This is a genomic window from Pseudonocardia sp. 2-7 (assembly GCF_056341085.1).
The window spans coordinates 3,116,544-3,129,090 of sequence record NZ_CP094507.1 but is presented as its reverse complement, the minus strand read 5'-3'; the positions used below and the strand labels follow the sequence as shown (position 1 = coordinate 3,129,090).

10 protein-coding genes and 1 pseudogene are annotated in these 12,547 nt (G+C 76.5%); 10 read left to right on the top strand and 1 reads right to left on the bottom strand.

Annotated elements, in window-relative coordinates; genetic code table 11:
- Positions 1-19 precede the first annotated feature (19 nt).
- Positions 20-541 (bottom strand): SH3 domain-containing protein, encoded by a 522-nt coding sequence (locus MTO91_RS15185; RefSeq protein ID WP_224402321.1) that lies wholly within the window; start codon positions 539-541, stop codon positions 20-22.
- Positions 542-887: 346 nt separating this feature from the next.
- On the opposite strand from MTO91_RS15185, the gene metK reads away from it, so the two are divergent.
- The 10 genes and pseudogenes from metK to ribH all read left to right on the top strand — a co-directional run bounded on the left by metK (position 888) and on the right by ribH (position 12,517).
- Positions 888-2,090 (top strand): methionine adenosyltransferase, encoded by a 1,203-nt coding sequence (gene metK, locus MTO91_RS15180; protein WP_238590020.1) that lies wholly within the window; start codon positions 888-890, stop codon positions 2,088-2,090.
- 97 nt (positions 2,091-2,187) lie between these two features.
- On the top strand, positions 2,188-4,281 hold the full coding sequence (locus tag MTO91_RS15175) for a primosomal protein N' (protein WP_476651601.1): 2,094 nt from the start codon (positions 2,188-2,190) through the stop codon (positions 4,279-4,281).
- A 103-nt stretch (positions 4,282-4,384) separates the two neighbouring features.
- The gene (def, locus tag MTO91_RS15170; protein ID WP_062403164.1) at positions 4,385-4,933 is read left to right on the top strand and encodes a peptide deformylase; all 549 of its coding nucleotides are present in this window, start codon (positions 4,385-4,387) and stop codon (positions 4,931-4,933) included.
- A complete protein-coding gene (fmt, locus tag MTO91_RS15165; RefSeq protein ID WP_476651599.1) occupies positions 4,930-5,862 on the top strand; it encodes a methionyl-tRNA formyltransferase in 933 nt (310 codons plus the stop codon). Before def ends, fmt begins: the two co-directional genes overlap by 4 nt.
- 788 nt (positions 5,863-6,650) lie before the next feature.
- A pseudogene (locus MTO91_RS15160) lies at positions 6,651-8,102 on the top strand (RsmB/NOP family class I SAM-dependent RNA methyltransferase); the annotation flags it as partial.
- A gap of 77 nt (positions 8,103-8,179) precedes the next feature.
- Positions 8,180-8,866, top strand: a complete 687-nt coding sequence (gene rpe / locus MTO91_RS15155) for a ribulose-phosphate 3-epimerase (protein ID WP_476654899.1) — start codon at positions 8,180-8,182, stop codon at positions 8,864-8,866.
- A gap of 70 nt (positions 8,867-8,936) precedes the next feature.
- Positions 8,937-9,968 carry a bifunctional diaminohydroxyphosphoribosylaminopyrimidine deaminase/5-amino-6-(5-phosphoribosylamino)uracil reductase RibD gene (gene ribD / locus MTO91_RS15150; protein WP_476654897.1) on the top strand — a complete coding sequence of 344 codons (1,032 nt, stop codon included), beginning with the start codon at positions 8,937-8,939 and terminating at the stop codon, positions 9,966-9,968.
- A gap of 12 nt (positions 9,969-9,980) precedes the next feature.
- On the top strand, positions 9,981-10,613 hold the full coding sequence (locus MTO91_RS15145; RefSeq protein ID WP_251782386.1) for a riboflavin synthase: 633 nt from the start codon (positions 9,981-9,983) through the stop codon (positions 10,611-10,613).
- A gap of 74 nt (positions 10,614-10,687) precedes the next feature.
- A complete protein-coding gene (locus MTO91_RS15140; protein WP_251782974.1) occupies positions 10,688-11,956 on the top strand; it encodes a bifunctional 3,4-dihydroxy-2-butanone-4-phosphate synthase/GTP cyclohydrolase II in 1,269 nt (422 codons plus the stop codon).
- Positions 11,957-12,025: 69 nt separating this feature from the next.
- Complete coding sequence (gene ribH, locus MTO91_RS15135) at positions 12,026-12,517, top strand: 6,7-dimethyl-8-ribityllumazine synthase (RefSeq protein WP_405416842.1); 492 nt, start codon at positions 12,026-12,028, stop codon at positions 12,515-12,517.
- The last annotated feature ends 30 nt before the right edge of the window (positions 12,518-12,547 follow it).

Sequence of the window (12,547 nt, the reverse complement as noted above, 5' to 3'; positions counted from 1 at the left end):
TCGTCGTGTGCGACCGGACTCAGTCCTCGTCGAAGAAGGAGCTGCGCGTCGGCTCCGCCTCGTCGGAGGAGGAGTCGGACCCCTCGCCCGACCCCTCACCCGACGTGGACGGCGTGGCCGACGAGGTCGACCGCGGCGAGGACGTGGACGGCGTCGCCGAGGAGGTCGAACGCGGGCTCGCGGTCGACGGCGACGAGGTCGACGGGGCCGACCGCTCGGTGCTGCTCGGGGTCAGCGAGTCCTCCGAGGACCCGGAGCGCTCGGCGCCGGAGGTCGAGACGTACCGGGACATCGCCCAGCCGCCGTACTCGGGGAGCTCGACGAACCCGTCCTGGGTCTCCCCGGTCGAGGTGGACTCACCCCGCTCGCACACGCCGACGATCGGCGCGTCGGCCTCGGGCTCGGAGCGGACGTTGACGCTCTGGGTGCAGGTGCCGGTACCGGCGGCCGACGCGGTGCCGGCGATGATCCCGGTGGTGGTGACGCCGGCCACGGCCAGTGCGCCGAGGACGGCTGCGACGCGTCGCGAGTTCGGCTTCATGGTGGAACAACCTCCGTGCCGCCGGGGCCGGGGCGGCCACCGTGCGGATCCGTTCGTGGGCGACCCCGCGGGGCGTGCGAGGTGTTGTCCCGCCCAACGAGCCGACGCCCGTTCGATTCGTGAGCGGAGGGTCAATCACCCCATCCGGCGACGCCGGGTAGCGAACTCGCCGGGCGTTGTCACGCTCCGTGTGTGAGTTCCTTCGTGCGAGTCCCGTACGGGCGGCCGAACTGGACTACCCTGCATCCCGAGGGGCGCTCGCGATCATGGTCGTGCGTCCGAGCGAGCGCGGCGGGGTCGTCGCGCCGGAGCGGAGAACGTTTCCAACGGGATGGAGAAACTGCGCGTGTCAACCACGAGCCGTCGCCTGTTCACCAGCGAGTCGGTCACCGAGGGCCACCCCGACAAGATCTGTGACGCGGTCAGCGACACCATCCTCGACGCGATGCTCGCGCAGGACCCGAGCAGCCGGGTGGCCGTCGAGACCCTGGTGACCACCGGTCAGGTGCACGTCGCCGGGGAGGTCACCACCAACGCCTACGTCGAGATCCCGCAGCTGGTCCGGGACAAGATCCTCGAGATCGGCTACGACTCCTCCGCCAAGGGCTTCGACGGCGCGTCCTGCGGCGTCAACATCGCGATCGGTGCGCAGTCGCCCGACATCGCCCAGGGCGTCGACACCGCCTACGAGAAGCGCGTCGAGTCCGCCGAGGACGAGATCGCCAAGCAGGGCGCGGGCGACCAGGGCCTCATGTTCGGCTACGCCTGCGAGGACACCCCCGAACTGATGCCGCTGCCGATCGCGCTGGCGCACCGCCTGTCGCGCCGGCTGACCGAGGTCCGCAAGAACGGCACGCTGCCGTACCTGCGCCCGGACGGGAAGACCCAGGTCACCATCGAGTACGACGGCGACAAGCCGGTCCGCCTCGACACCGTGGTCCTGTCCTCCCAGCACGCCGCGGACGTCGACCTCGACGGCATGCTGGCCCCCGACATCCTCAAGCACGTCGTCACCCCCGAGGTGGAGGCGCTGGGCTGGGACCCGTCGCAGCCGCGGCTGCTGGTCAACCCGACCGGCCGCTTCGTGCTCGGAGGCCCGATGGGTGACGCGGGCCTCACCGGCCGCAAGATCATCGTCGACACCTACGGCGGCATGGCCCGCCACGGTGGCGGCGCCTTCTCCGGCAAGGACCCGTCGAAGGTCGACCGCTCCGCCGCGTACGCCATGCGGTGGGTCGCCAAGAACGCCGTCGCCGCCGGGCTCGCCGGGCGGATCGAGGTCCAGGTCGCCTACGCGATCGGCAAGGCCGCCCCGGTCGGGCTGTTCGTGGAGACCTTCGGCACGGAGAACGTCGACCCGGCGCGGATCCAGGCCGCCATCGAGGAGGTCTTCGACCTGCGCCCGGCCGCGATCATCCGCGACCTGAAGCTGCTGCGCCCGATCTACGGCCCGACCGCCGCGTACGGCCACTTCGGCCGCACCGACGTCGAGCTGCCGTGGGAGGACACCTCCCGCGCCGACGCCCTGAAGTCGGTCGCCGGCGGCTGAGCGCCGAGCACGTGCCCCGTGGCCGTCGACCGCCCCGCGCGGTCGGCGGCCACGGGCGTCTCCGGGGGGCGTCGGTGCCGCGTGGTAGACCCTCGGCGTGAGCTCTCCGCGTACGGCCCCGGCGGCCCGCGCCCGCCGCCCGGGGCGCGACCGGGGGCAGTGGCAGCCCGCCCCGGCCCGTCCGGTCGCGCGGGTGCTGGTCGACGTCGCGCTGCCGCACCTGGACCGGGCCTTCGACTACCGCGTCCCGACCCATCTCGACGACGCCGCCGTCCCCGGTGTACGGGTGCGGGTGCGGTTCGCCGGCCGGCTGGTCGACGGGTTCCTGCTGGAGCGCTCCGACGACACCGCCCACGCCGGGAAGCTCGCCTGGGTCGACAAGGTCGTCTCGCCCGAACCGGTGCTCACCGCCGAGGTGGCCGGGCTGGCCCGGGCCGTCGCCGACCGCTACGCCGGGGTGATGGCCGACGTCGTGCGCCTCGCGGTACCCGCCCGGCACGCCCGCGTCGAGTCCGAGACCCCGCGGGAACGCGGCGCCGCCGAGCCCGCCCCGGTCGACCGTGCGGGCTGGGAGGCCTACCCGCGCGGCGGTGCGTTCCTCGACGCGCTGGCGGGCGGGCGCGCCGCGCACGCCGTCTGGCAGGCGCTGCCGGGGGAGGAGTGGGCGGCCCGGCTGGCCGAGGCCGCCGTCGCCACCCGGTCGGCCGGTCGCTCGGCCCTGCTCGTGGTCCCCGACCAGCGGGACGTCGCCCGGCTGCACGGCGCCTGCGCGGCGCTGCTCGGCGAGGACGGGGTGGTCGCCCTGACCGCCGAGCTCGGGCCCGCCGAGCGCTACCGGCGCTGGCTGGCGGTGCGGCGGGGGAGCGTGCGCGTCGTCGTCGGCACCCGGTCCGCGGCGTTCGCCCCGCTCGGCGAGCTCGGCCTGCTGGCCGTCTGGGACGACGGCGACGACTCCCACTCCGAGCCCCGCGCCCCCTACCCGCAGGTCCGCGACGTGCTGGTGCTGCGCGCGCACCGCGAGGGCGCCGCGCTGCTGCTCGCGGGGTTCGCCCGGACCGCCGAGGCGCAGGTGCTCGTCGAGACCCGCTGGGCGAGTCCCATCGCGGCCGACCGTGCCGGGGTGCGTGCCCGGATGCCACGGGTCACCGCGATCGGGGAGACCGACACCCAGCTCGTGCGTGACCCGGCCGCCCGCGCGGCCCGCGTCCCGGGCGTCGCGTTCGAGGCCGCCCGCGCCGCGCTGGCCGCCGGGCGCCCGGTGCTGGTGCAGGTGCCGCGGTCGGGCTACCTGCCGTTCCTGGCGTGCGCGTCCTGCCGCGACGCCGCCCGCTGCCGGCACTGCGCGGGCCCGCTGGGCCTGCCGCGTTCCGGCGCGGGTTCCGAGGGTGCACTCCCCGCCTGCCGCTGGTGCGGCCGGGCCGAGCCGGCGTTCCGCTGCGGGCACTGCGGGTCGCGACGGCTGCGGGCCGGGGTGGTCGGCGCCGGGCGCACCGCCGAGGAGCTCGGCCGCGCCTTTCCCGGCATCACCGTGCGGACCTCCGGCGGGGGCGCCGAGGTCCTCGACACCGTCCCGGCCGGGCCCGCGCTGGTCGTCGCCACGCCGGGGGCGGAGCCGGTCGTCGACGGCGGCGGCGGGGCCGGCTACGGCGCCGCGCTGCTGCTCGACGGCTGGGCGATGCTCGCCCGGCCCGACCTGCGCGTCGCCGAGGAGACGCTGCGCCGCTGGTTCGCCGCGGCCGCCGGGGTCGTGCCGCACACCGACGGCGGACGGGTCGTCGTCGTGGCCGAGGCGTCGGTGCCGACGGTGCAGGCGCTGGTGCGGTGGGACCCGGCCGGGCACGCCGAGGCCGAGCTCGCCGAACGCGCCGAGGTGGGGTTCCCGCCCGCGATCCGGATGGCCTCGGTGGAGGGGCCGCCCGCCGCCGTCGCCGAGATCTGCGACGCGGTGCTCGGCACCGGGCGCGTCGACCCGTCCCCGCCCGAGGGGGTGGAGCTGCTCGGACCGGTCGAGATCGACCCGCCGGACCGGCCCGGCGCCGCCGACGAGGTCCGCGAGCGCGCGCTGCTGCGGGTCCCGCGCCGCGCCGGTCGCGATCTGGCCCGTGCCCTGCACGACGCGCAGGCCCTGCGCACCGCCCGCAAGGCCCCCGAGACCGTCCGGGTCCGGCTCGACCCCGACGAGATCGACTGAGCGGTGCGCCGCGTCACCGCCGTGACACCGGACGGGAGCGGCGGTGCCGCAGTGGCACAATGGAGCGCTGATCACCGCACTCGTCCGCCGTGAGGGGAAGCCCGTGCCCATCCAGCCCGTCCGGCTGTTCGGCGACCCGGTCCTGCGCACCCGCGCCACCGAGGTCACCGACTTCGACGCGGAGCTGCGCAAGCTCGTCAGCGACCTGACCGACACCATGCACGACGAGGGCGGCGCCGGTCTGGCCGCGCCGCAGATCGGCGTCGGCAAGCGGGTGTTCGTCTACGACTGCGACGGCTTCTCCGGGCACCTGGTCAACCCGACCTGGGAGGCCGTCGGCGAGGACGAGCAGTTCGGCATGGAGGGCTGCCTGTCCATCCCCGGGCTCGGCTGGGACTGCCGGCGCAAGCTGCACGTCGTCGCGCGGGGCTGGGACATGCACGGCGAGCCGCAGGTGGTCGAGGGCTCCGAGCTGCTGGCGCGGGCCATCCAGCACGAGACCGACCACCTCGACGGCGTGCTGTTCGTCGACCGGCTCGACGCCGAGACCCGCAAGCTGGCGATGCGCGAGATCCGGGAGGCCGCCTGGTTCGGCGAGCCCGAGCCGGTGGTCAAGGCGAGCCCGCACCCCATGTTCGGCAAGGCTCGATGAGGCTGCTGTTCGCCGGCACCCCCGACCCGGCGGTGCCGTCGCTGCGGGCGCTGCTGGAGCACCCCGGCCACGAGGTCGTCGCGGTGCTGACCCGCCCGGACGCCCCCGCCGGGCGCGGCCGCAGGCTCACCCGCTCCCCGGTCGGTGAGCTCGCCGACGCGGCGGGGGTCCCGGTGCTGACCCCCGCGAAGCCGTCGGACCCGGAGTTCCTCGACACCCTGCGCGCGCTCGCCCCGGACTGCGCACCGGTCGTCGCCTACGGGGCGCTGCTGCCCCGCCCGGTGCTGGACGTGCCCGTCCACGGCTGGGTCAACCTGCACTTCTCGCTGCTGCCCGCCTGGCGCGGCGCGGCCCCGGTGCAGTCCGCGATCCGGCACGGCGACGACGTCACCGGCGCCACCACGTTCCGGCTCGAGGAGGGCATGGACACCGGGCCCACCTACGGCCTGGTCACCGAGACCGTCGGCGCGACCGACACCGCGGGCGACCTGCTGGGCAGGCTCGCCGAGTCCGGTGCCCGGCTGCTCGCCGCGACCCTGGACGGCATCGCCGACGGCACGCTGACCGCCGTCCCGCAGCCCGCCGAGGGGGTCTCGCTCGCGCCGAAGGTCACGACCGCCGACGCCCGCGCCGACTTCACCACCCCGGCCGCCGCGCTGGACCGGCTGATCCGCTCGGTCACCCCCGAGCCCGGTGCGTGGTGCGGGTTCCGCGACGACCGCCTCGGGCTCGGCCCGGTCCGCCCGTTGCGCACCGGTGAGATCGAGCTCGCTCCGGGGGAGCTGCGGGTCGAGCGCCGCCGGGTGCTGGCCGGGACCGCGACCGTCCCGGTCGAGCTGGGCGAGGTGAAGCCGAAGGGCAAGCGGTTCATGCCCGCGCCGGACTGGGCCCGCGGCGCCCGGATCGACGGCGTCGAGTACCTGGGCTGACCGCCGCCACCCGCCCCGGTCCGGCGCACCGACCTCCCGACACCACACCGACTTCCCGACATCCCGGACGACGGCCGGCCCCCGGCCACGGCGGACCCCGCCGAGGAGACCACGTGAGCGAGCAGGACCCCCGACCCGACCGCGACCGGCCCGGCCGGTCCGACCGCCCCGAGCGGCGCGCCGGCGACGATCGGCACCGCGGCGGCGACAGGCCCGGCGGTGACCGGTCGGGCGGCGACCGGGCCCGCGGTGACCGGTCGCGCGACGACCGCGGCCCGCGCACCGGGTCCGGCTGGGGCGGCGGCCCGGGGTCCGGCGACCGGCGCGGCGGGTCCGGCTCCGGTGGTCCGGGTGGCTCCGGGGAGCGCCGTGGCGGTGGGTGGCGCGACTCCGACCGGCCCAGCCACTCCCGCTCCGGCGGCGACGTGGCCCGCCCGCGCGACGGCGGGGACCGGCCGCGCGACGACCGTCCCCGCGGCGACCGCCCGTTCCGGGGCCGTGACGACCGGCCGCGGGGCAACGACCGCGCCCGCGGCGACGGGCCCCGCCCCGACCGGCGCGACGACCGCCGGCGCGACGACCGCCCCCGCGGTGACCGGTCCGGCGGCGACCGTCCGCCGCACGACCGCGACGACCGCCCGCGTGGTGACCGACCCCAGGGCGACCGCGCGCGCAGCGACCGTCCCCGCAGTGACCGCCCGCAGGGCGACCGCCCCCGCCCCGACCGCGGGGACGACCGCCGCGGCGGCCGCGACGACCGCGGGGACCGTGGCGGCGACCGCGGCCCCCGCCGCGAGCGCACCTCCGGCCCCCGCAACTCCGGCCCGCCCCGTGGCCGCAGCGGCCCCGGCAGGCCCCCGGCCGTCGACCCCGCCCGGCAGGCGGCCTACGAGCTGCTGACCGCCGTCCGCGAGCGCGACGCCTACGCCAACCTCGCCCTGCCCGGCATCCTGCGCCGCCACCGGCTGCGCGACCGCGACGCCGGCCTGGCGACCGAGCTCGGCTACGGCACCCTGCGCGCCCAGGGCCTGCTCGACACGATCATCGACGCCTGCACCGACCGCCCGCTGGCCAAGATCGAGCACGCCCTGCTCGACGCGCTGCGCCTGGGCGCCTACCAGCTGCTGCGCACCCGGGTGCCCGACCACGCGGCCGTCACCACCTGCGTCGAGCTGGTCCGGTCCGACCACGGTTCGCAGTCGGCCGGGTTCGTGAACGCGGTGCTGCGCCGCATCGGCGAGCACACCGAGGCCGAGTGGCTCGACCGCCTCGCCCCCGACCCCGCCGAGGACCCGGTCGGCGACGCCGCGCTGCGCCACGCCCATCCGCGCTGGATCGCGCAGGCCTTCGCCGACGCGCTCGGCGGCACCGGCGAGGAGCTGACCGCCGCCCTCGCCGCCGACGACACCCGGCCGCGCGTGCACCTGCTCGCCCGGCCCGGCGAGATCACCGCCGAGGAGCTGGCCCTGGCCACCGGCGGCGAGCAGGCGCCCTACTCGCCCTACGGCGTGCACCTGGAACCGGGCAGCGGCGACGTCGGCGAGCTCGACGCCGTCGCCGAGGGGCTCGCGATCGTCCAGGACGAGGGCAGCCAGCTCGTCGCCGCCGCGCTCGCCCGGGCCGAGCTGCTGGGCGAGGACACCGGCCGCTGGCTCGACCTGTGCGCCGGGCCGGGCGGCAAGGCGTCGCTGCTGGGCGGGCTCGTCGCCGCGCGGGGCGGGACGCTCGACGCGGTCGAGTCCAGCGAGCACCGCGCCGACCTCGTGCGCCGGTCCGTCGCGGAGCTGCCGGTCACCGTGCACGTCGCCGACGGCCGGGAGGCCCCGCTGCCCGACGGCGGCTACGACCGGGTGCTCGTCGACGCGCCCTGCACCGGGCTGGGCGCGCTGCGCCGCCGCCCCGAGGCCCGCTGGCGGCGCCGCCCCGAGGACATCGCGACGCTGACCCGGCTGCAGCGCGAGCTGCTCGTCGCCGCGCTGCGGCACGTCCGCCCCGGCGGCGTCGTCGCCTACGTCACCTGCTCGCCGCACGTGTCGGAGACCGTCGGCGTCGTCGGCCGGATCGTCGGCCGCGAGGGACGCCCCGGCCCGGCCGGTGCCGTCGACCAGCTCGACGCGCGCGCCTGGCTGCCCGGCGAGGTCCCCGGCCTCGGGGACGGGCCGACCGTCCAGCTGTGGCCGCACGTGCACGGCACCGACGCGATGTTCCTGGCGCTGCTGCGCCGACCGCTCGAGGGCTGACCGCGGTGTGACGGCGGCCTCGCCCACGGGTGCGGGGCCGCCGGCGAGCGGCCAGTAACCTCCTCGGCGTGCACCCGATGATCGCGCCCAGCATCCTCTCGGCCGACTTCGCCCGACTCGGCGAGGAGGCCGCCGCCGTGGCCGGCGACGGGACCGGGAACGGCGCGGACTGGCTGCACGTCGACGTCATGGACGCGCACTTCGTGCCGAACCTGACGCTCGGCCTGCCGGTGGTGCAGAGCCTGCGCGCCGCCACCGACATCCCGCTCGACTGCCACCTGATGATCGAGGACCCGGACCGCTGGGCCCCGGGCTACGCCGAGGCGGGCGCCCGCAACGTCACCGTGCACGCCGAGGCCGCCCACGATCCGGTGATGCTCGCCAAGAACCTGCGCGCCGCCGGGTCCCTCGCCGGGCTGTCGATCAAGCCCGGCACCCCGCTCGACCCCTGGGTCGAGGTGCTCCGCCACTACGACACGCTGCTGGTCATGAGCGTCGAGCCCGGCTTCGGCGGGCAGAGCTTCATCCCCGAGGTCCTCGACAAGGTCCGCACCGTCCGCAACCTGGTCGACACCGGGCACCTCACCGTGCTCGTCGAGATCGACGGCGGCATCAACGCCGACACCATCGACGCGGCCGCCGAGGCCGGCGTCGACTGCTTCGTCGCCGGGTCGGCCGTCTACGGCGCCGAGGACCCGGGCCGCGCCGTCACCGCGCTGCGCGACAGCGTCCGCCGCGCGAACCCGCACCGCTGGGCCGGCTGAGCCCGCCCCGGCCCCGGAGCGAGGAGCAGTGGACGACCCGACCGGCCCGGACCGCCGCACGGTGGCGGCGATGCGCCGTGCGCTGGCCGCGTCCGTGGAGGTCCACGGCACCACCAGCCCCAACCCGGCGGTCGGCTGCGTCATCCTCGACCGGCACGGCGAGGTGGCAGGCGTCGGCGCCACCGCGCCACCCGGCGGCCCGCACGCCGAACGGGTCGCACTCGCCGCGGCGGGCGCGCGGGCCGCGGGCGGCACCGCGGTGGTCACCCTCGAACCGTGCAACCACACCGGCCGCACCCCGCCGTGCGTGGGAGCTCTCCTGGAGGCGGGTGTCGCCCGCGTGCACGCCGCGGTCGCCGACCCGAATCCGGTCGCCGCGGGCGGTCTGGACCGGCTGCGCGCCGCCGGGGTGGATGTGACACTCGGCACGCTCGCCGACGAGGTCGCGCTCGGTCCGCTGCGCGGCTGGCTGCACCGCACACGCACCGGACGTCCCCACGTGACCTGGAAGGTCGCCACCACGCTCGACGGCCGCGTCGCCGCCGCCGACGGCACCAGCCGCTGGATCACCGGCCCGGTCGCGCGCGGCACGGTGCATGACCTGCGCCGCAGGATGGACGCGATCGTCGCGGGCACGGGTACCGTCCTGTCCGACGACCCGGCGCTGACCGCCCGCCGGCCCGACGGCACCCTGTTCGACCACCAGCCCCTGCGGGTGGTGGTGGGACACCGCGACGTCCCGCCCGGCGCCCGGCTGGCCCGGACCGACGAAATCGGCACCGCCGACGTGGTCCACCTCCGCACCCGCGATCCGGGGGAGGTGCTCGCCGAGCTCAGCCACCGGACCGTGGTGGACGTGCTCCTCGAGGGCGGACCGACCCTCGCCGGTGCGTTCGTCGCCGCAGGACTCGTCGACCGGGTGCTCGTGCACCTGGCCCCGGCCCTGCTCGGCGCGGGACCGCACGCCCTCGGCGACGCGGGCGTGGTAACGATCGCCGACATCGTGCGGTTGCACGTGGACGAGGTCCACCGCGCCGGCGACGACGTGGTCATCGACGCACGACCGGCATCCGGCCCGACCGGGCCGGACGTGCCGCAGTAGGAGGGACGGGCGATGTTCACCGGGATCGTGGAGGAGGTCGGCGAGGTCGTCGACGTCCGCACCGACGACGACGTCGTCGTGCTGACCGTGCGCGCGGCCCTGGCCGCCGAGGTCGGGCACGGGGAGTCGGTCGCGGTGAACGGCTGTTGCCTCACCGCCGTCGTCACCGGGCCGGGCGCGGCCACGCTCACCCTGGAGCTGGTGCCCGAGACGCTGAAGCGGACCTCGCTCGGCGCCGTCGGCGCCGGGTCCGGGGTCAACCTGGAGCGCGCCGTACCCGCCGGGGGCCGGCTCGACGGCCACATCGTGCAGGGGCACGTGGACGGCGTCGGCACCGTCGTCTCCCGCACCCCCGGCGAGCGCAGCGACGAGGTCCGCTTCTCGCTGCCCGCCGAGCTCGCCCGCTACGTCGTGGAGAAGGGCTCCGTCGCCGTCGACGGTGTCTCGCTGACCGTCGCCACCGTGTACCCGGACGGGTTCGGGGTGGCGCTGATCCCGACGACCCTCGCCGAGACCACACTGGGGTCGCGCACCCCGGGGGACCCGGTCAACCTGGAGGTCGACGTGATCGCCAAGTACGTGGAACGCATGACCGCGGGGTACCTGCAGGGGCCCGGGTCCGGACAGGAAGGGGCCGCCCGGTGAGCGAGCCGTTGACGTCGCCGGTCACTCCGGCAGGCCAGGGGTCGGGCAAGCTGCCCGACGCCCCGCACACCGCGATGTCCCCCTCGGAGCGGGCCGAGCGCTTCGCCCAGATCGAGAAGGCCATCGCCGACATCGCCGAGGGCAAGCCGGTCGTCGTGATGGACGACGAGGACCGCGAGAACGAGGGCGACCTGATCTTCGCGGCGTCGAAGGCGACCGCGGAGCTGCTGGCGTTCACCGTCCGCTACACCTCCGGCTACGTCTGCGTGGCCATCACCGGGGAGGCCTGCGAGCGGCTCGACCTGCCGCCGATGCACCACACCAACCGCGACTCCTTCCGCACCGCGTACACGGTCACCGTGGACGCGAAGGAGGGCATCACCACCGGCATCTCCGCCCAGGACCGCGCGCACACGATCCGCACGCTCGCGGACCCGGGGACCGACCGGCACGACCTGGTCCGGCCCGGCCACGTCGTGCCGCTGCAGGCCCGCGAGGGCGGCGTGCTGCGCCGCCCCGGGCACACCGAGGCCGCGGTCGACCTCGCCCGGATGGCGGGTCTGCCCGCCGCCGGCGCGTTGTGCGAGATCGTCTCGGAGAAGAACACCGGCGAGATGGCCCGCGGCGAGGAGCTCGGCGTGTTCGCCGCCGACCACGACCTCACGCTGATCACCATCGCCGACCTCATCGCCTACCGGCGCCGCTACGAGAAGCACGTCGAGCGGGTCGCCACCGCGCGGATCCCCACCGGCCACGGTGACTTCCTCGCGCACGGCTACGACTGCACCCTCGACGGCACCGAGCACATCGCCATGGTGATGGGCGACATCGCCACCCCCGCCGACGACGGCGAGAACGTGCTCGTCCGGGTGCACTCCGAGTGCCTCACCGGCGACGTCCTCGGCTCGCTGCGCTGCGACTGCGGCCCCCAGCTCGACGCGGCCCTGGAGGCCGTCGCGAAGGAGGGCCGCGGCGTCGTGCTCTACATGCGCGGACACGAGGGCCGGGGGATCGGCCTGCTGCACAAGCTGCAGGCCTACCAGCTCCAGGAGGCCGGCGCCGACACCGTCGACGCCAACCTCGCGATGGGGCTGCCCGCCGACGCCCGGGACTACGGCATCGGCGCCCAGATCCTCGCCGACCTCGGCGTCAGGTCGATGCGGCTGCTCACCAACAACCCGGACAAGCGGGCCGGGCTGGAGGGCTACGGACTGCGCGTGGTCGGCCGCGAGCCGATGCCGGTGCGCGCGACCCCGCAGAACCTGCGCTACCTGCGCACCAAGCGCGACCGGATGGGCCACGACCTGCCCGACCTCGGCGAGGTCGCCGATCCGGCGCTGTGACCCGGCCGCGCACCGCGCACCGGGAGACCCCGTGGCGCGGCGCGCGGGCCGAGAGGCGAGAATCGGCCCATGAGCGGTGAGGGCCGGCCCTCCGGGGCCACGCAGCTGGACGCGAGCGGACTGCGGGTCGGGGTGGTGGCGGCCCGCTGGCACGCCGAGATCGTGGACCGGCTGCTGGAACGGGCCGTCGCCACGGCCCGGGAGGCCGGTGCCGAGCCCACCGTCGTGCGGGTACCCGGCACCGTCGAGCTGCCGGTCGTCGCCCAGGAGCTGGCCCGCGGTCACGACGCCGTCGTCGCGCTCGGTGTCGTCGTCCGCGGTGGCACCCCGCACTTCGAGTACGTCTGCGACGCCGTCACCGCGGGCCTCACCCGCGTGGCGCTCGACGAGTCGACCCCGGTCGGCAACGGCGTGCTCACCACCGACACGGTGGACCAGGCGGTCGACCGCTCCGGTGCGCCGGGCGCCGCCGAGGACAAGGGGTCCGAGGCCTGCATCGCCGCACTCGAATCGGCGCTGGCGCTGCGCGACCTGCGCGCCGGCGCCCCGACCCGCCCGTGATCCCGACCCGGGTCAGCACAGGGAGACTCC